General features: G+C 49.0%; 11 protein-coding genes. 10 read left to right on the top strand and 1 reads right to left on the bottom strand.

All coding sequences use genetic code 11. The annotated features are described in order from the left end of the window. Positions 1 to 3: 3 nt before the first annotated feature. Positions 4 to 723: a Crp/Fnr family transcriptional regulator gene (locus tag ACAN56_RS04650; protein ID WP_379140765.1), complete on the bottom strand. Its 720-nt coding sequence runs from the start codon at positions 721 to 723 to the stop codon at positions 4 to 6. 350 nt (positions 724 to 1,073) lie between these two features. On the opposite strand from ACAN56_RS04650, the gene ACAN56_RS04645 reads away from it, so the two are divergent. The 10 genes from ACAN56_RS04645 to adhE all read left to right on the top strand — a co-directional run bounded on the left by ACAN56_RS04645 (position 1,074) and on the right by adhE (position 17,111). Continuing rightward, positions 1,074 to 3,380, top strand: coding sequence for a glycoside hydrolase family 65 protein (locus ACAN56_RS04645; RefSeq protein WP_379140762.1), 2,307 nt, complete (start codon positions 1,074 to 1,076; stop codon positions 3,378 to 3,380). Further along, positions 3,377 to 5,707: a glycosyl hydrolase family 65 domain-containing protein gene (locus ACAN56_RS04640; RefSeq protein WP_379140760.1), complete on the top strand. Its 2,331-nt coding sequence runs from the start codon at positions 3,377 to 3,379 to the stop codon at positions 5,705 to 5,707. The genes ACAN56_RS04645 and ACAN56_RS04640 overlap by 4 nt, the downstream gene beginning before the upstream one ends. Further along, positions 5,708 to 6,337, top strand: coding sequence for a beta-phosphoglucomutase (gene pgmB / locus ACAN56_RS04635; RefSeq protein WP_379140757.1), 630 nt, complete (start codon positions 5,708 to 5,710; stop codon positions 6,335 to 6,337). Positions 6,338 to 6,421: 84 nt separating this feature from the next. After that, positions 6,422 to 7,225 carry an alpha/beta hydrolase gene (locus ACAN56_RS04630; RefSeq protein WP_379140755.1) on the top strand — a complete coding sequence of 268 codons (804 nt, stop codon included), beginning with the start codon at positions 6,422 to 6,424 and terminating at the stop codon, positions 7,223 to 7,225. Between the two features lie 170 nt (positions 7,226 to 7,395). Beyond that, on the top strand, positions 7,396 to 9,189 hold the full coding sequence (locus ACAN56_RS04625) for a cache domain-containing sensor histidine kinase (protein ID WP_379140753.1): 1,794 nt from the start codon (positions 7,396 to 7,398) through the stop codon (positions 9,187 to 9,189). A gap of 16 nt (positions 9,190 to 9,205) precedes the next feature. Next, entirely contained in the window at positions 9,206 to 10,528 is a 1,323-nt protein-coding gene (locus tag ACAN56_RS04620) for a response regulator (protein ID WP_379140750.1), read from the top strand. Between the two features lie 114 nt (positions 10,529 to 10,642). Then, positions 10,643 to 11,566: a carbohydrate ABC transporter permease gene (locus tag ACAN56_RS04615; protein ID WP_038594970.1), complete on the top strand. Its 924-nt coding sequence runs from the start codon at positions 10,643 to 10,645 to the stop codon at positions 11,564 to 11,566. A 1-nt stretch (position 11,567) separates the two neighbouring features. Then, entirely contained in the window at positions 11,568 to 12,440 is an 873-nt protein-coding gene (locus ACAN56_RS04610; protein WP_038594969.1) for a carbohydrate ABC transporter permease, read from the top strand. 134 nt (positions 12,441 to 12,574) lie between these two features. After that, positions 12,575 to 14,047, top strand: coding sequence for an ABC transporter substrate-binding protein (locus tag ACAN56_RS04605; protein WP_379140747.1), 1,473 nt, complete (start codon positions 12,575 to 12,577; stop codon positions 14,045 to 14,047). 442 nt (positions 14,048 to 14,489) lie between these two features. Then, the gene (adhE, locus tag ACAN56_RS04600; RefSeq protein WP_342436373.1) at positions 14,490 to 17,111 is read left to right on the top strand and encodes a bifunctional acetaldehyde-CoA/alcohol dehydrogenase; all 2,622 of its coding nucleotides are present in this window, start codon (positions 14,490 to 14,492) and stop codon (positions 17,109 to 17,111) included. Positions 17,112 to 17,236 lie beyond the last annotated feature (125 nt).

Here is a 17,236-nt window from a genome sequence, read left to right as displayed (position 1 = left end):
AAATTAAATACGGCAAATTTCGTTCGGACATAATTCACAGTGGCAGATTTCCTGCAGCATGCCAAGATCTTTAATTACGATCATGCCGTTTTCGTATTCCACAGCGTCTTTCTTGCGAAGGTCGCTCAGCATCCGGTTGACGCTCTCACGGGTAGCACCGATCATGTTGGACAGATCCGTATGCGTGATTTTTTTGTTGATCAGAATGTTGTCGCCGTTCTTCTCGCCGTAAGTGTTGCCGAGGCGGATCAGCGTCGAACAAAGTGCGCCAGGCTTGCCGTACATCATCAAATCACGGAATTTCGTCTGGGTGAGACGGTGGTGAATGCCCATCCATTTCATAAAGTCAATGGCGAAATCACAGTGCTGGCAGATCAGAATCTCCAGATCCTTCTGCTCAATCACACCAACCTCGCTCTCCTCAATCACTTCTGCGGTGAAGCTGTGCTTCGTGCTGAAGAAAGGGTCTGCTTGACCTACCATATCACCAGCCTGATACATATAAAGAATAAGTTCCTTACCCTCGTCAGTAGATTTGGTCAGTTTAACACGTCCACGTTTGATATAAAACAATTTATCCGAGTAGTCGCCTTCCCAAAACAAGTGAGATCCTTCAGGGACCATGCGTTCTTTCATTGTGACAAGAAGTCTGTTGAAGTTCTGTTCGGAGAAACAGTTTGTATTCCCGTGGGCTTCGATAACATTATAATGTTCCTTGATCATAATCGACATCCCCTTTATTCCCTCAGTTTTTCAGTAAATTTTAAATTAATTATACCTTGAAATCCCTCATTATGGGTAAAAATTTTCGCCAAAAAGTGTCGAATTTTTAACATTGTGATAATTTTCACTTCAAACGTGTGAGATTTAATATGCTTTTCAGTGCTGCTCAACTTCATTGATCATATCCTAAACTGCAGGATTCCTTCAACTCCGTAAAAATGCACATAACTCCATTACAGGCAGACATTGGCCAAGATTCTCCGGAAAGATACTCTTGAAGTGAGCGTCCGGCGTTTCCTGTGAGCACAAGGGGACATGTGGATACAACTCGGGAGAAGGAGAAATCAGACATGGCAAAAGTGGCGGATAAATATTTAAAGGTCGATCCATGGGCGATCATTGAAGAGGGGTTTGATCCGGAAAGGAACCGTACCTCGGAATCGATTTTTTCACTGGGCAATGAGTATATGGGTGTGCGTGGTTATGCAGATGAAGGTTATAGCGGTGATTCACTGCCTGGCAGCTATTTTAATGGTCTGAACGAGCAGCAGGAGATTGGTAATCACTATAAGGGTATCATTCGTTCCTTGCGCTACATGGTAAATGCAGTGGACTGGCTGCACACCCGAATTACTGTGGACGGAGAAGTTCTGGATCTTGCAAAAAGCAAGGTTTCGGAGTTCAGCCGCAGACTGGATTTTCAGAGCGGGACGTATTGCCGTGAATTCATCTGGCATCTGGAGTGCGGGAAGAATCTAAAAGTAACATTCACCCGGCTGGTCAGTATGACCCTGTCCCATCTGGGGCTGCAGCAGGTTGCCTTTCAGCCGCTGAATTTCTCGGGGACAGCAGAAGTGTGCACAGGGCTTGATTTTAACATGATTCATGAGGAACGCGGGAAGAGCATGTGGAAAAGCCTGCGCAGCGGGGTGGAAGACGGCGTCACTGCGATTATGGCGGAAACGCTGACTACCGGCAATAAGCTGTTTAGCAGCTTTGTCCTGCACTCTTCGCAAGTGCTGAATACTGCACGGGTAGAACTGGATCGATTTATTGGCCAGCAGTTCACACTGGAGCTGACCCAGGGGAAAGCCGTGCATTACACGAAGCTTGCCGTCAATTGCACGGATAGTGACTCCTCACGGAGCGAAGATAGTCTGTGGGCAGAAGGAATGGAGCTTGCGGTTGCGGCAGGCAGACTAGACGAGCAAGCAGTATTCTCCGAACAAAAGACCTACTGGAGCGGCATCTGGCAGACCAGCGATATCCGCATCGAAGGTGATCCTGAGAACCAGCAGGGCATCCGCTTCTGTATCTTCCAGCTCTACCAGACGTATCACGGTGACCATCCCGGCTTCAACATCGGTGCCAAAGGCTTAACAGGCGAGGCTTACCGTGGTCTTGCCTTCTGGGATACCGAGTCCTACTGCCTGCCGTTCTATATGTTCAATAATCCCAAGGCAGCCAAAAGCCTGCTCGAATTCCGCTATAAAACGCTGCCGGAAGCGATGCTGCGCGCCAAAGACGTGGACTGCGAGGGAGCCTGTTATCCGATTGCCACGATTGACGGGACGGAGAGCTGCGACCTGTGGCAGCATTCTAATCTGCAGCTTCATGTTGGCACTGCCGTTTCCTACGGCATCTGGCATTATGTGAAGAATACGGGCGACCGGGCCTTCCTGTACAGCAAAGGTGCAGAAATGCTGATCCAGATCAGCCGCTTTTATGCTACACGAGGGCAATGGGGACAGCGGAGCGGAGAATACGGCTATTTCGGTGTCATGGGTCCTGATGAGTTTCAATTGATGGTGAACAATAACTGCTATATCAACCTGATGGCCCAAAAATTGTTCGAATACACGCTGGCAACGGTCGCTGAAATGAAAGAGCAGGTACCTGATACGTTCGCCGGAGTGATGGCCAAGACGGGATTGCGTGACGAAGAATTAGCGGACTGGAGCCTTAAAGCTCAGCATATGCGGATTCCGCTGGACCCGAACAGCGGGATCTATGAGGAGCATGACGGATTTTTCGATATGCCGCATATTGATATTCATTCCATACCTGTCACGGATTTTCCGCTTTATGCGAATTGGTCCTATGACCGTCTCTACCGTTACGACATGATCAAGCAGCCTGATGTGCTGATGTTCATGTTCCTGTACAGCGGGCAGTACTCCAGAGAAGCCAAGGTAGCGAACTATGAATATTACGAACCCAGATGTATCCATGAGTCTTCACTCTCTCCGTCGATCCATTCCATTCTGGCCAGTGAAATCGGTAAACATGAAGAGGCTTATACCTTCTTTGAATTTGCCACCCGGCTTGATCTGGATAATTATAACCGCAACACCCGGGAAGGCCTGCACACCACTTCAATTGCTGCCGCATGGATGAATATTGTATACGGCTTTGGCGGCATGCGCTCTGATGGCGATTGTCTAAGCTTCCAGCCTTCGCTTCCGCAGCGCTGGACCTCTTACAGCTTCCAGGTGATGTATGAGGGAGTGCTGCTGCGCATCGAGGTCACGAAGGACACGGTGAGCTTTAAAGCTGTGGATGGCGGAAGTACAGAGATTGTCGTCTATGGACAACAGCTGAAGGTGGATACTGCCGGCACAGCGATTCCGCTGGGTGAAGGGATGTTGGCCGGATGAGCTGGACAGTAGCAGAGCATGACTTCGACAAAAGCAGGGTGACGACGAACGGAAACAAATATATGACCGGCAACGGCTATATGGGTTACCGCGGTACGCTGGAGGAATTCACCAAGGAGCAGCTAACAGCTGTAACTCTGGCCGGATTGTACGACAAATCCGGCGAGCAATGGCGAGAGCCGGTGAACGCTCCAAACGGTCTGTTCACCAAGCTGAGCTGCAATGGCCAGCCGCTTGGAGTTCTGGAGGCTGATCCGCTGTTTCATTGTCAGGAGCTGGACTTCCGTAACGCTGTCCATCGGCGGGAGACTGAATACGGGTTCCGCGGCGGCAAGCTGACCTTCACGGCCGAACGGTTTGTCAGCATGGATCAGCTGCATTTGCTGGCAGGCAGGCTGACCCTGCACAGCACAGCAGATTGCCGTCTCTATATTGAGACCGGCATCGACGGAGAGGTGTGGGATATTAATGGCCCACATCTCACGGAGAGAAAAGAACAGTTCAAGGCAGGGACAGCCCTCTCCACTGCCATAACCGGTGAGCTGAAACTGCCGGTAGCTGTCGCGGAAAGGGCAACCTTCACCTTTGATGTTCAGGAAACCGCCGGGGAAGGTGCCATGCGTGTGATCTCTTTTGACGCGAAGGCGGGAGAAACCTACGAATGGTTCAAATATGTCGCGGTTTATACCGGACTTGATAACGCTGGCGATCCGGCAGCGGCAGCGGAGCAGGAGGTCCTGACCGCGGAAATGGCAGGCTACGAAGAGCTGCTCAAGGCTCACTGCGCGGTTTGGGAGGAGCGGTGGTCACGCTGCGATTGCCGGATTGAAGGTGATGAGGCGGCCCAGTTTGCGCTGAGGTACAGCATTTATCAGCTGCTGATTATTGCACCCGCCGAATCGGAGAAGGTTTCGATTCCGGCGCGGGGGTTATCCGGGCAAGTGTATAAAGGTGCCGTGTTCTGGGACACGGAAATGTTCATGCTGCCTTTTTTTCTGCACAGCGATCCCCGGATTGCCCGCAATCTGATGATGTACCGCATCCATACACTGGATGGAGCGCGCCGCAAGGCAGCGGAATACGGATTTCTTGGCGCTTTTTATGCCTGGGAAAGCCAGGACAGCGGAGACGATGCCTGTACATTATTTAATGTAAATGATGTATTTACCGGCCGTCCGATGCGGACTTACTTCCGTGACAAGCAGGTGCATATCAGCGCGGATGTGGTGCACGGGATCTGGCAATACGTAACGTTTACCGGTGATGACAGTCTGCTGGTGGACGGTGGGGCAGAAGTGATCTGGGAATGTGCCCGCTTCTTCTATTCTTATGCCTACTATAACCCGGTCAAAAAACGGTATGAGATCCTCGATGTTACCGGCCCGGACGAATATCATGAGCGGGTGAACAACAACGCTTTTACAAATGCGCTGGTGAAGGAGACACTGGAAATCGCCCTGCGGGTTGTGCAGTTGCTGCAGGACAAATATCCCGGGCATTACCCGGGACTTGCAGCATTGTTTGCGGATGGACCTTTCGTGGCGGAATTTAACGAGATGCTGGAGCATTTTTATGTTCCACAGCCTGATCCGGAGAATCTTGTGATTGAGCAGTTCGACCGTTATTTCAAATTGGAAGAGGTGACACTTTCCGAGCTGAAATCCCGGGTCATCAACAAAAATGAATATTGGGGCGGCGGCAGCGGGCTGGCCACTACCACGGCTATTCTGAAACAGGCTGATGTTGTGCTGATGCTGAATCTGTTCAAAGCTTCCTTCTCTAAGGAAGTGAAACAGGCAAACTGGGAATTCTATGAGCCGCGCACCGAGCATGGCTCCAGCCTCAGCCCCTGTATCTACGCATTGGTGGCCGCGGACATCGGCTCGCCTGATTGGGGATATCCGTATTTCATGCGTACAGCCACGGTTGATCTCACCGGGGAGTCGAAGCAATATGTCGGTGACCTCTACATCGGGGGAACCCATCCGGCCGCGAACGGCGGCGCCTGGATGGCTGCAGTACTCGGCTTTGCAGGGGTACAGTTTGACGGTGAAGTGCTGCGCCTAAATCCGGCGCTGCCGGGACCGTGGCAATCTGTGGAATTGCCTGTGATTCTGCGAGGCGGCCTCTTCAGACTGCGGATCAGCCGAAATGATGTGGCAGTCACTGCGGCTGCGGATAACCGCGAGCCATTGGCTATCAGCGCATTTGGCGGCGGGTGCGTGTCATGTCTGCCGGGTGCCAAGCTCCGTCTCTTGAATAGCGCAGCTGCCAGTGAGCAGGAGAGGAACGGGCAAGGAAAGTTCATTAGAGAGGAAAGAAAATAAATGCTGGAACATATGAAAGGCGCAATCTTTGATCTCGACGGTGTGATTGTGGATACAGCTAAATATCACTTTTTGGCCTGGCGTTCACTTGCCGAAGAGCTTGGCTTCGTGTTTACAGAAGAACACAATGAACGGCTTAAGGGGGTAAGCCGGACGAGATCGCTGGACATCCTGCTGGAAATCGGCGGCATGGAATTCAGTGAAGCGGAGAAGCTTGTCATGGCAGACAAGAAAAACCGCCTGTATGTAGAGTACATCTCCGGTCTGAATGAATCTGCACTGCTGCCCGGGGTTAAGGAATACTTGAACAGCCTGAGAGCGCGAGGTGTAGCCATTGCCCTCGGTTCAGCCAGCAAAAATGCCGCGTTCATTCTGGATAAGCTGAACATTGCCGGATTGTTTAATGCGGTTGTTGACGGCAACAAGGTAACCCTTGCCAAGCCGGACCCGGAAGTATTTCAAACCGCCTGCAAGGAGCTTGGTTTGCAGCCCGGCGAGTGTGTGGTGTTCGAGGATGCAGAGGCTGGCGTTGCAGCAGGAAAAGCGGCAGGGATGCTGGTTGTCGGTATCGGTAAACCGGAGGTGCTGAAGGAAGCCGATCTGGTGGTTACCGGATTGCATGAACTGTAAGGCCTTGATAGACTAATGATAGAAGAGGATAAATTATCCTCCGTCTCATTATTCTATTATAGAAGGAAAGTATGAGGGATGCAGATGGAAACGTTGTTGTTATGGCCGGAGGGAGCTCCGGGAGCTCTGGGAAGTAGCGATGAGGACAGTCCGGCGATTACGCCGTATCTGGTAGAAGGAAAGCACAATGCTGCGGTATTGATATGCCCGGGTGGCGGCTACGGCATGCGGGCATATCATGAAGGGGAGCCGATAGCAGAGTGGCTGAATGCACTGGGAATCTCAGCCTTTGTACTGCGCTATCGTGTGGCGCCATATCAATATCCAAGCGCGCTGCAAGACGCCCAAAGAGCGCTGCGCACAATCCGCTTCCGTGCTGGCGAATACGGAATTGATCCCGGCAAACTTGGAATCCTGGGCTTCTCTGCCGGCGGGCATCTCGCTTCGACCACTGGAGTCTCGTTTGACCGGGAAAATGCCGGGGCGGCCGAACCGCTGGACCGTCAGTCCAGCCGCCCGGACTTTATGATCCTGTGTTACCCGGTGATCACCCTGTACGCCGCGGCAGCCCATCAAGGCTCCAGAGCCAATCTGCTCGGGGAGACTCCGGAGGAGGAGCTGGTCAAGCTGCTCAGCAGTGAGCTGCAAGTAACAGCGGACACTCCGCCGACCTTCCTCTGGCACACCTCAGATGACGGTTCAGTACCTGTAGCGAACAGCCTGCTGTTCGCCGCCGAATTAGAACGTCATCATATTCCGTTCGATCTGCATGTATACGCGCACGGGAGACATGGGCTCGGCCTGGCGGATGAAGAACCTCATACCCGCACTTGGACAGAGGCATGCGCTTCCTGGCTGCAACTGAACGGCTATGCCAAACAGCGCTAATATTTAGCTATAAGTAAATGTGAGGGAACTTTAGGGAACTGTCCTGTGACAGTTCCTTTTTTGCCTGCACACCGGAGTAATTGCATACAAATACCCATAATAAACTTTAAAATAAACATATGTAAGCGCTTATTCATTTGATATATTATTGAAACTGGAGGTGTATCCAGATGTTGTCAGCACTTATGAAGCCGTTCGTCAGGCTGAACGTTAAGCAGCAGCTGATCCTGCTGTTTCTGATTATGGTCTCACCTATACTGATCCTGAACAGCTACGGAAATTACAAGGCGGAGGAGATTCTGAAGCGGCATGTCACCAATGCTTATGTAGAGCTGAATAAACAGAATTTTGCAATCATTAACAGGGACATTGATACAGTAAACAAAATCACTACGACGGTCATCCAGAACCCGATCCTGCAGCAGCTGAATATGCAAGGGGATGATACGGTATTGGAGCGAGTCGAACGTTATGAAACGATTGAAAAGCTCCTGGGGAGCTATTCACAGGGAGCCGAACACGGCGACGGAATCTTCTACTCTCTCTATGTGTATGATCCGGATAACTATTACTTTTTCGCACCCAACTTCCCGCAGGTGAAGAAAGCAGGCGTTTATTTTTTCTCCACAGGGGAGGAGCCGTATTGGTTCGATCAGGTGGTGCATGAGAAGGGCCGGGGGTATCTCATGTTTACAGAAAGACTCAGTCCGCAGGCGGAAAATATGAAGACACTTACCTACGTCAGAGCGGTCAATAACATTTACAGGGGATCAGGGACGATAGGTGTGCTGGTGGTGACCAAGATGGAATCCAAGATCGGCGAATCACTTAAATCCATCTCTCTGCCTGACGGAGAAATTTACTTAACGGATATGAGCAACCGTGTGCTGGCGTCCACTACAAATTCCACCGGTGAAGTGATTAAGCTGCCGGAGGGGGCAGAGAGCGGGGATCCCGAAGGGACGCGGGATGTGATTACAGATGATTTCATTTATGTTGTGAACAATAATCATATGCTGGGGCAGAAGCTGGTTTATAAGGTTCCGGTAAAAGCGCTGCTGCAGCAGCAGAATGAAATGAAGCAGGTCATTCAATACATAACGGTCGCCTATGCGCTATTCGGGATTATCATCATCACCTATTTTTGGCGTTCCCTAATGACACCGCTGCAGAAGCTGGCCTTTTTCGTCCGGAAATTTGAACCGGGGAACCGTGTGCCCGAAACGCCCAGAAGAGGGACCAACGACGAAGTCAGCGTCCTGATCTCCTCGACCTATGATATGGCCCGCAGGTTAAACGGCTTGATTATGTATAAATACCAAATGGAGCTGAAACAGAAAGAATCCCAGCTGCAGCTGCTTTATCAGCAGATCAACCCGCATTTGTTGTATAACACGCTGGAGAGCATCTACTGGAAAAGCTCGCTGGAAGGTAACGTGGAATCGGCGGAAATGATCAAGGAACTATCCAAGCTGATGAAAATCAGCCTGAGCCGGGGCAGGGAACTGATTACGCTGGAAGAAGAACTGGAGCATGCCAGTGCCTATATCAAACTGCAGCAGCACCGCTATGATTATGTTTTTGCTGTCATCTGGAGAATAGAGCCGGACACGAAAAGCAATCTGATTCCCAAGATCACTTTGCAGCCATTGATTGAGAACGCCATCATACACGGTGTCAAAAACATGGATGAGGACGGAGAGATTATCATCAGCGCAAGCGCGCAGGATGACGTCATCCATATCACAATTGAAGACAACGGATATAAGCAGGTCGACTATGAGGCGATTAGGCAGGTGCTGAACGATGAGAGCCCGAACCCTGCCAGCGGTTATGGCATCCGCAATATTAATCAACGCGTGCATTTGCATTTTGGTCCTGATTATGGAATCAGTTATGCGCCGCGCCGGGAGGGCGGGACGGTAGTGACCGTCAAGCTTCCGAAGTCGGAGAATCAGGAATAGAAAGGGGAATCTGCATATGTTCAATATTTTGGTTGTGGATGATGAACCGCTCATTTGCAAAGGGCTTAGCAGCCTGCTTGCTTCCTCTGGGCTGGATATCGGCCATATCTATACCGCGAGCAGCGGTTTTGAGGCGCTGGATTGCGTCCGCATGGAAGAGATTGATCTGCTTGTTACCGATATCCAGATGGGAGCGATGAGCGGCATTGAACTGATGCAGCATGCGAAGCTGGCGAAACCCTGGGTGCAGACCATCGTCATTTCCGCTCATGAAACCTTTCAATATGCTCAAATGGCCGTAAGACTGGGAGCTAAGGATTATTTGATTAAACCGCTGAACAGTGAGCAGTTTCTCGACTCGGTACGCAATGTGCTGCTCAAGATGGATAAGCCATCACCGGAGCTGGCGACTTTAATGAGCGGCATCGGCGAAAGCTTCCGGCTTGAGGAGCCGCTTCCGGCATACAGTCAGCTATTAAATGCGCTGCTTGCTGATCCGGGCATTGTGTTAGGCGATGAGGAAGGGATACGCAAGCTGGATGAACTGCAGCTGAAGGGGCCTTATTTCTCGGTAATCAAGCTCAAGCTCCCGGGAGTAGGACTGGGCAAGAAGTACAATGCCCGCGATAGCGGCTTGCTGCGTTACGGTGTGCTTAACATCGCCAAAGAGCTGCTGGATCAGGAGTGGAACTCCATTGCTTTTTATTCTCCCGGGGAAGAAATTACCGTTATCATCCAGTGGGATGAGATAAGCTACGAGGAATCGGCGGCAGGCCAGGTGGGCAGGCTGGATATGCTCGGCCGCAGTCTGCATTTTAATATCCATAAATATCTGCATCTGAACGTGGTGATCGGGATCAGTCAGATTCTCAAGGGATTGTCGTTCATGGAGGTGCTGAACCGTCAGGCTTCCAAGGCTATTCTGTGGAACAAGGAACATAACGATCATTATGTGTTCTACTACGGAGATTTCAATTGGAACAATTATACCGCCGACCCCTCTGCAGAGGAGCTGCATACACGCAGCAATCTGATCGTGCAGAAGGCCAAGGAATATATCGACGAGAACTACGCCCAGAAGGGCTTGACCATTCACGAGGTAGCCAAAAAAAATCATGTCAGCCCCAATTATTTAAGCTATCTGTTCAAAAAAAATACGGGCCATAACCTGTGGGAATATGTTATTAAGCTGCGGATGGAGGACAGCCGGGAGATGATTCTGCATACGGACCTGCGCCGTTATGAGATTGCCGAGCGGGTCGGCTACGAATCACCGGAGCATTTCAGCAAGATTTTCAAAAAATATTATGGAATCAGCCCCAGTGAATTGAAGAAGTAAGAACGCTCACTACTTCGGTAGATATAGACATGTTCAGCCTCCCCCGCCTTTCCTACAATTAAGGTAGGAAGCACTTTGTCAAAGTGCTGAAGACTAAAGGAATGAGGGAGCAAGATGAACCAGACCGCTGCGTTACACGAGGAGCTGCCGGCGAAGCTCGAGAACAAACCGTACAAACAGAATCGCTGGAAAAAAAACTTTTGGGGCTATATGTTCCTTCTGCCAGCAATCATCATCTTTATCATGTTTATGTGGGTGCCTATTTTTAAAGGTTTTCTGTACAGCTTCTATACTGTAGATTTCGTTAAAGGCAATACCTTTGTCGGCATGGACAATTATGCGAGAGCCCTCACGGACCCCGATGTTCTGATTGCCGTCAAAAATACAGTCTACTATATGGGACTCTGTCTGGTTATAGGCTTTTGGGTACCGATCGCTTTTGCTATCGCTATCTCGGAACTGAGGAAATTCGGCGGTTTTGTACGCGTTGCGGCTTATCTGCCTTATGTTATGCCGGCCGTAGTGCTCTATGGGCTGTGGAGATGGCTGTATGACCCCGTAGGCCCGATCAATGCCTTGCTGGGCACGATGGGTGCAGACCAGATCCCGTTTCTGACGGACAGCAGGTGGTCGATGATCTCACTGGTGTTCATGGAAACCTGGCAGCAGTTCGGCTCCGGGATGCTGATTTATCTGGCAGCCGTGCTCAGTATTCCACGCGACTGGTATGAAGCTGCGGAAATTGACGGTGCCGGTGTCTGGGCCCGTATCCGCCATATCACACTTCCTTCACTGCGTAATCTGATTATTCTGATGCTGATCCTGCAGGTCATCGCGACTTCCCAGGGATACCAATCACAGCTGGCATTGCTTGACGGCGGACCCAATAAGACGACGCTGACCTATGCTCTGCTAATTGTGAAGTATGCATTTACCAGACTGGATTATGGAACCGCGACTGCACTGGGCATGCTGATGTTTGTTGTCCTCGGCGGTTTGGGCATTTTACAGTTCAAGCTGAACAAGGAGGACAATTAAGATGAAGAGCGCAGAGAGAGGAATTCTTTCCGAACATGATTTGAAGAAAACAAGCAACAAAATCGTCTACGGAATTATGGTGTTTTTCATCCTGATTATGATCTTTACCATGCTGTATCCCATCCTGATGACGATGTTCAACGGCCTGAAATCCAATCAGGAGGTCAACTCGTTCCCGCCGCATTTTTTCCCCCAGGAATGGCATTTCGCCAACCTGAAAGATGCACTGGATTACATTGACCTGCTGAAATTCCTCAGGAACACGATTTATATTTTTGTCGGGAATATGATTATGACCCTGGTCGTGCTCGGTCTTGCTTCTTTCAGTATTTCGCGGATGAATGTGCCGTTCAAGAGAGTTTTCTATTTCTTCTTCCTGATGACGCTGTTTATTCCGGCGACCAGCTATATGATCCCGAACTTTGTCAATCTTAAGGAACTCGGACTCTTGAACCAGTATGCAGCTTTCTGGCTTCCTGCCGGGGCGAATACGTTTTATTTCCTGCTCCTGAAGAACTTTTTTGACGGACTCCATCCTGAGATTTTTGAAGCTGCGCGGATTGACGGTGCCTCGGAACCGCGAAGCTTCTTCTCAATCGCTGTACCATTGTCCATTCCAATCTTCGCCACACTGGCGATCTTTATCTTCTCGACAGCCTGGAATGACTGGTTCTGGCCATCGCTTGTCATGCATAGTGAGGACAAATATACACTTGCGACATCGATCTATAAATATGTGATCAACGTCAAGGCGCTCAATACTAATATCAAGTTCGCTATTCTTTTTCTAGTCTCGCTGCCGCCAATTTTGGTCTTCCTGATTTTCCAGAGATTCATTATGCGCGGGGTGGCGCTGTCAGCGGTTAAGGGCTGAATCAGAATATGTCTTCTTCCATGCAGAGATCGTAAACATGCACACATAAGGAATATAAATACACCTCGTTTGTAAGCGATTTCTCTTTTATGATGATTTTGTTAGCTAATTATGAATTGAAAAGGGGAGTTTCAATGCGTAAATATTCCAGCGTATTAGCCTGTCTCCTTGTGACCGGCTCGTTGTTATCCGCCTGCGGCGGCAACAATAACAACAACGGAAATGCACAGGGGAATAAGGGAGGGGACGCTTCACCGGCAGCTACCGCTGAGACGGCGGATAAAACTGCTGCTCCAACGGATGCGCCCGTGGATGATATCACTCAGAGAAAAGTAACGATCAAAATTCACTATCCTACGCCTGACTTGACAGAAATGAGGGCACAGGAAGATGACCGGATCAAACGCTTCCAGGCAGAGTATCCGAACGTCGAGATCGTTAAAGACGACTGGCAGTACAACGTAAGTGAAATCGGCGTGAAGATGGCTGCGAATGAAGCGCCGACCTTCTTCAACACTTATGCTACAGAAGCCAAATTCCTGATTGAAAAAGGCTGGGTTGCCGATATTACCGATCTTTGGAACAAATATGAATACAAGGATCAGATCAATCCGGTGCTGCAGAACCAGTTCATTATTGACGGTAAAGTCTACGGGGTCACACAGAAGGGTTATGTTACCACGACAATGATCAATAAAAAAATGCTGGATGACAAAGGTGTAGCGGTGCCTGCAATGGATTGGACCTGGGATGATATGCTGAATACAGCCAAAGGTGTAGCAGATGCCAAAAAAGGAATTTCCGGTATCGCACCTATGGGTAAAGGCAATGAAGCAGGCTGGAACTGGACCAACTTCCTGTTCGAAGCGGGCGGAGAAATTCAAAAAGTTGAAGGAGGCAAGGTTGTTGCAACCTTCAATTCCGATGCAGGTGTGAAAGCGTTGGACTTCTACAAGAAGCTGAGATGGGAAGCGGAGGCAATTCCTCAGGATTGGGCACTTGGCTGGGGTGATGCTGTAGGTGCATTCCAGCAAGGACGTACGGCCATGGTAATGGCGGGTTCCGACGGAGTTATTGAGCAAGCGCTGAATCAAGGCGGATTGAAGCCTGCAGATGTGCTGACCTATCCGATGCCTGCTTTTGAAAAAGGCGGCAAGCATACCGGAGTACTTGGCGGAGACTATCTGGTCATCAATCCTAACGCTACAAAAGACGAGCAGGAGATGGCGTTCCGTTACATTACCTTTGATTATTTCTCCGATAAAGGTCTTGATGCGCTCGACGCTATTCTGCAGCAGCGTAAAGCGGACGGCAAATACTTCATCCCGCCGCTTCTGGACTACTATGCTGCAGATTCCGAGTTCGGCAAGAAGACCAAAGCGGTATATGACAAGTATTCCGATATCGTGTACCAATATAACCCGGATATTATGGCCCTCTTGGACGGCAAACCGGAAGCACAGTACAATACTCAAGATTATTATGCAACCCTGTCCAATGTGATTCAGGAGCTGTTCTCCAAAAAAGGAACCGACTCCAAAGCACAGCTAGATGCTGCTGCCAAAACTGTGCAGGAGAAATTCTTTGATACTATTAAAGTAGAGTAGGAAGTTTATAAAATGGTAGTTTTTATAAATGAATTGTAAAAAGCGGAAGAGGCAGGGGACGTTGTTCCCCTGTCTTTTTGCTGTAAATAGTTCTCCAAAGGTTAGGTGAGGGAAGAGGCGATCAAGGATAAGGCGGGAGGAATAAGATAAAGAAATATGATGTAATTACCAATAAATAGAAAAATAATGCTTTGTGGAGCCCTGTAACAGGTTCATACGGTTAGAGTCCTTATTTTGCTGTTCGCAGATTGGACAAATATAAGCGAATTTTACCATATAAAATGGAAATAATACCTGAATATGATTAAATGAAAGCGCTTTGAAAACAAATCAAAAAAAACTTTATACTTTGTGAAAGATTTCACTTTAAATGTTGAAGAGGATGTGATAAGATAAATGTGTAGAGAAAAACAACCTAAAAATTGACAGGAGGACGAGGGAGATGGCAGTTAAAAACGAAGTCGCCGCCCAAGTGAAACAAACCACCGCTGAAGAGTATATTCAGATTTTGGTGGATAAAGCAAAGAAAGCTCAAGAAGCGTACATGGCGCTGGATCAAGAGCAAGTTAACACAATCGTTCATGCAATGGCATTGGCTGGGCTCGACAAGCATATGTACCTGGCAAAATTGGCTGTAGAAGAAACAGGACGCGGTGTATACGAAGACAAAATTACGAAGAACATCTTCTCAACTGAATATATCTGGCACGGAATTAAATACGACAAAACAGTAGGCGTCGTTGAAGATAATAAATATGATAGCTTCCAAAAAATTGCCGAGCCGGTCGGAATCGTAATGGGTATCACACCGGTAACCAACCCAACATCCACCACGATGTTTAAAGCACTGATTGCCGCTAAGACACGTAATCCTATTATATTCGGTTTCCATCCATCAGCGCAAGAGTGTAGTGCCGCAGCAGCAAGAATTCTTCATGATGCAGCTGTGAAAGCAGGCGCTCCTGAGAACTGTATCCAATGGATTGAGCTTCCGACAATGGACAAAACAAACGCATTGATGAACAATCCGGACGTCGCTCTTATCCTGGCAACAGGCGGATCTGCAATGGTTAAAGCGGCATACAGCTGTGGTAAACCGGCTCTCGGCGTAGGCCCTGGTAACGTACCTGCCTTCATTGAGAAAAGTGCTGATATCGACCAAGCGGTTACTGACATTATTCTTTCCAAGACTTTTGACAATGGTATGATTTGCGCTTCCGAGCAGGCTGTTATTATTGAAGAAGCGATTTTTGACCAAGTGAAAAAGAAAATGATCGCAAATGGCTGCTACTTTGTGAATAAAGAAGAAGCTGCTAAGCTGACCAACGGCGCAATGAATGTAGAAAAATGTGCGGTTAACCCGGCAATCGTAGGTCAATCCGCTGTGAAAATCGCTGAAATGTGCGGTATCCAGGTTCCTGCCGGAACGAAGATTCTGGTAGCTGAACTCGAAGGCGTAGGCACCAAGTACCCGCTGTCCGCTGAGAAACTTAGCCCGGTTCTGGCTTGCTACAAGGTTAAGAACGCTGACCAAGGGATTGAACGCGCAGCTCAAGTTGTTGAATTCGGCGGCATGGGACACAGCTCGGCTATCCATTCCAACAATGAAGAAGTTATCATGAAGTTCTCGAACCGTCTGCAAACTGGACGTATTCTTGTTAACTCGCCTTCAACACATGGCGCCATCGGCGACATTTACAATACTAATATCGCTTCGCTGACTCTGGGCTGCGGATCTTATGGACGCAACTCGGTATCGCAAAACGTAACTGCCATCAATCTGATCAATGTGAAAAGGGTGAACCGTCGTACCGTGAATATGCAATGGTTTAAGGTGCCTGATAAGATTTATTTCGAAAAGGGAGCCACTCAATACCTGGCCAAAATGCCTGATATTACCCGCGTAGCAATTATCACTGACCCTATGATGGTTAAACTGGGGTATGTAGAAAGAGTAGAGCACTACCTGCGTCAACGCCAGACCCCTGTAGCGATCGAAGTGTTCTCGGAAGTTGAACCGGATCCATCGACAACTACCGTGGAAAAAGGTACAGCTATGATGAACAGATTCCAACCGGACTGCATCATCGCACTCGGCGGCGGTTCCCCAATGGATGCTGCAAAAGGAATGTGGCTGTTCTATGAACACCCGGATGCTGACTTTAACGGTCTGAAACAAAAGTTCATGGATATCCGCAAACGGGTATACAAATTCCCTAAGCTCGGCAACAAAGCGAAATTTGTAGCTATTCCAACAACATCGGGTACAGGTTCGGAAGTAACCTCTTTCGCGGTTATTACTGACAAAACTACTGCAAATAATACTAAATATCCGCTTGCAGACTATGAGCTGACTCCGGATGTAGCGATCATCGACCCTGAGTTTGTATATAGCTTGCCTAAGACTGCTGTTGCTGATACAGGTATGGACGTATTGACACATGCGATTGAAGCTTATGTTTCCGTTATGGCAAGTGACTACACCGATGGTCTGGCTATCAAAGCTATCCAGCTGGTATTCCAATACCTGGAGAAGTCCGCACTTGAAGGCGACAAACTTGCCCGCGAAAAAATGCACAACGCATCGACGCTGGCTGGTATGGCATTTGCCAATGCATTCCTGGGCATCAACCACAGCTTGGCGCACAAATGGGGCGGTCAATACCACACGGCTCATGGACGTACCAATGCCATCCTGATGCCGCACGTTATCCGTTACAATGCCAAGAAACCAACGAAGTTTGCTTCGTTCCCTAAATATTCGCACTTTGTAGCTGACGAACGTTATGCTGAAATCGCCCGTATTCTGGGATTGCCTGCACGCACTACCGAAGAAGGCGTAACCAGCCTGATCAATGCAATCCGCGACATGAACAAAAAATTGGGCATTGAAGAGTCGTTCCAACAACTCGGCTTTGATCCTAAGGATTTCGAATCCCGCGTAGACTATCTGGCTGACCGTGCATTTGAAGACCAATGTACTACTGCCAACCCTAAACTGCCGCTGGTTACTGAACTTGCTGATGTATACCGCAACGCATTCTACGGAAGATTCGACAACTAATTGGTGATTGCTTAGCAAAGGATAAGGTTATAGGTTAATATGGAAGGGGATGGTAGTGACAAATATCACCGGAAAGGTGATATTTGTCACAGTCCTTTTTCAGAAAATAAACTAAAATGTTTATA

The organism is Paenibacillus paludis (assembly GCF_042610515.1).
In the GTDB taxonomy this organism is placed as follows: Bacteria; Bacillota; Bacilli; order Paenibacillales; family Paenibacillaceae; genus Paenibacillus_AQ.
The sequence above is the reverse complement of the archived record's forward strand: the minus strand, read 5'-3'. Positions and strand labels throughout refer to the sequence as shown.

Excerpts from the sequence above, each read along its gene's own strand:
- ACAN56_RS04650 (WP_379140765.1), bottom strand. The coding sequence starts at position 723 with ATGATCAAGGAACATTATAATGTTATCGAAGCCCACGGGAATACAAAC.
- ACAN56_RS04645 (WP_379140762.1), top strand. The coding sequence starts at position 1,074 with ATGGCAAAAGTGGCGGATAAATATTTAAAGGTCGATCCATGGGCGATC.
- ACAN56_RS04640 (WP_379140760.1), top strand. The coding sequence starts at position 3,377 with ATGAGCTGGACAGTAGCAGAGCATGACTTCGACAAAAGCAGGGTGACG.
- pgmB (WP_379140757.1), top strand. The coding sequence starts at position 5,708 with ATGCTGGAACATATGAAAGGCGCAATCTTTGATCTCGACGGTGTGATT.
- ACAN56_RS04630 (WP_379140755.1), top strand. The coding sequence starts at position 6,422 with ATGGAAACGTTGTTGTTATGGCCGGAGGGAGCTCCGGGAGCTCTGGGA.
- ACAN56_RS04625 (WP_379140753.1), top strand. The coding sequence starts at position 7,396 with ATGTTGTCAGCACTTATGAAGCCGTTCGTCAGGCTGAACGTTAAGCAG.
- ACAN56_RS04620 (WP_379140750.1), top strand. The coding sequence starts at position 9,206 with ATGTTCAATATTTTGGTTGTGGATGATGAACCGCTCATTTGCAAAGGG.
- ACAN56_RS04615 (WP_038594970.1), top strand. The coding sequence starts at position 10,643 with ATGAACCAGACCGCTGCGTTACACGAGGAGCTGCCGGCGAAGCTCGAG.
- ACAN56_RS04610 (WP_038594969.1), top strand. The coding sequence starts at position 11,568 with ATGAAGAGCGCAGAGAGAGGAATTCTTTCCGAACATGATTTGAAGAAA.
- ACAN56_RS04605 (WP_379140747.1), top strand. The coding sequence starts at position 12,575 with ATGCGTAAATATTCCAGCGTATTAGCCTGTCTCCTTGTGACCGGCTCG.
- adhE (WP_342436373.1), top strand. The coding sequence starts at position 14,490 with ATGGCAGTTAAAAACGAAGTCGCCGCCCAAGTGAAACAAACCACCGCT.